Consider the following 2,000-nt stretch of genomic DNA (forward strand, 5'->3'; position numbering starts at 1 on the left):
TGCAGATCCGGTACGCTTCTATCCCTTCTTCTGGGGCCATGCCGACGAACGCGGCGAAGGCGCAGGTCTCGGCTACAATCTCAACCTGCCGCTGCCGCGCAAATCCGGCGACGCGGCATTTCTCGAAGCGCTGGCGACAGCTTTCCGGCGCATCCGCGCCTTCGCGCCGGAAGCGCTGGTGGTGGCGCTCGGTCTCGACGCATTCGAGGGCGATCCGTTCGGCGGCCTGTCGGTGACGACGCCCGGCTTCTCGCGCATCGGCGAGGCGATTGCCGGGCTCGGCCTGCCGACAGTGATCGTCCAAGAGGGCGGCTATCTCTGCGAAGCGCTCGGCGACAACCTCACTGCGTTCCTGACCGGCTTCGGCGGCAAGAAGGGTTAGCTCAAGAGCGTTGCTGCCTCAGCATCGCGATCACACGGTGCACGCTTTCCAGCGTCTCATCGATCTCCGTCGCCGTGTTGTAATGCGCAATGCCGATGCGCACGACGCCCTGTTCCGGCGGAATGCCGAGCTGGTGGACGATCTCCCACGCATAATTGTGGCCGGACCACAGGAAGATGCTTTCGGCGTTCATCTGCCGCACGATCGTCTCCGGCGCGATGCCTTCGACCGTGAAGGAGACCGTCGGCACGCGTTCGGCGAAACGCTCCGGGTCGGTGATGCCGCGAATGGCCAAACCGTCGATCTCCGACAGTCCCTCGATCAGCTGCCGGGCCAGCGCATTTTCATAGGCGATCGACACTTCGAAGGCCTTGGCGATCCGTTGCCGCCGCGAGCCGCCCTCCCCAGCGGCAGCACCCAGATCGGCGAAATAATCGACGGCAGCGGTGAGGCCTGCCATCAGCTCGATCTGCGGCGTGCCGAGCTCGAACCGCTCCGGCAGGCCGTTCGACGAGCAGCGGCATTTGTACGGCTTGAGCGCGTCGATGACGTCGCGGCGGCCCCACAATATGCCCATATGCGGCCCGAAGAACTTGTAGGCCGAACAGATCAGGAAATCGCAGCCGAGCTCCTGCACATCGATCAGCCCGTGCGGCGCGAACTGCACGGCATCGACATAGACCAGCGCGCCGGCCGTTTTGGCAATCGCCGTCAGCGCCTTCACCCGGTTGATAGAGCCGGTGAGGTTCGAGGCATAATTCAGCGCCACGAGCCGCGTCTTTTCCGATAGCAGCGCCTGCAGCGCCGCCTCCTCGATCTGCCAGCTCTTCTCGTCGAAAGGCAGGAAGCGCACGACCAAACCGAGATCCTCGGCAAGCTGCAGCCAGGGCGAGACATTGCCCTCATGGTCCATGCGGGTGAGGATGATCTCGTCGCCGGGCTTCATCGTCCGGCCGAGCGTGCGCGACATATGGTAGGTCAGCGTCGTCATGTTGGCGCCGATGATGATCTCCTCGACGCTTGCCGCACCGAGGAAATCGGCCATCGCCGCATGCACATCGTCGACCACGGCCTGCGCCGCAATCGTCGTCTCGAAGAAGCCGCCGAGATTGGCGTTGGTCGTCAGCAGGCAGCGCGACACCGCGTCGGCCACCGCCTGCGGCACCTGCGTGCCGGCGGGATTGTCGAGATAGATGCGGCGGCGGCCTTTGTCGGTCAGCGAAAGCGCCGGAAATTTCCCGCGCACGGCCTCGATCGGAAAGCCTGCCATCGTCTCCATCCCTTTTTCTTTTCTCGTTGATTTCCCGATCACGGGCACGGATTGCCGACGCGCTGGTGGATGACGTCGACTGCCTTCTGCATCTCCGCCGTCCACCTGACCTCGACCGAGGACAGCGCCGTGTCGAGTTGCGCGACGCTGGTGGCGCCGACGATGTTCGCGGTCACGAAGGGCCGGCTCGACACATAGGCGTTGGCAAAGAGCGCCGGCTCCATGCCGAAGGAGCGCGCCAGGTCATTGTATTCGAGCAGCACTTCCGCCGCATTCGGCGTCTCGTAGCGCTGGCCGCGATTGAAGAGTTGCGAGCGCGAGCCTTGCGGCCGCGCCCCATGATCGTAT

The 2,000-nt window shown here is 64.4% G+C and carries 2 protein-coding genes and 1 pseudogene; 1 reads left to right on the forward strand and 2 read right to left on the reverse strand.

From position 1 onward, the window contains the following. Positions 1-382: pseudogene (locus tag EOA38_RS34975) on the forward strand (histone deacetylase family protein); the annotation flags it as partial. Between the two features lies 1 nt (position 383). On the opposite strand, the gene EOA38_RS34980 reads toward EOA38_RS34975, so the two are convergent. Together EOA38_RS34980 and EOA38_RS34985 are read right to left on the reverse strand one after the other, a co-directional pair. Beyond that, a complete protein-coding gene (locus EOA38_RS34980; protein ID WP_127301371.1) occupies positions 384-1,652 on the reverse strand; it encodes a cysteine desulfurase-like protein in 1,269 nt (422 codons plus the stop codon). 38 nt (positions 1,653-1,690) lie between these two features. Then, positions 1,691-2,000, reverse strand: a 310-nt coding sequence (locus tag EOA38_RS34985) for an aldo/keto reductase (RefSeq protein WP_189435126.1), incomplete at its 5' end; no start/stop codon positions are given.

Origin of the sequence: Mesorhizobium sp. M1E.F.Ca.ET.041.01.1.1 (assembly GCF_003997355.1) — a bacterium.
Classification (GTDB): Bacteria; Pseudomonadota; Alphaproteobacteria; order Rhizobiales; family Rhizobiaceae; genus Mesorhizobium.

What these genes read in the sequence shown, in the direction of transcription:
- EOA38_RS34980 (WP_127301371.1), bottom strand. Translation starts at nt 1,652, where the DNA reads ATGGCAGGCTTTCCGATCGAGGCCGTGCGCGGGAAATTTCCGGCGCTT.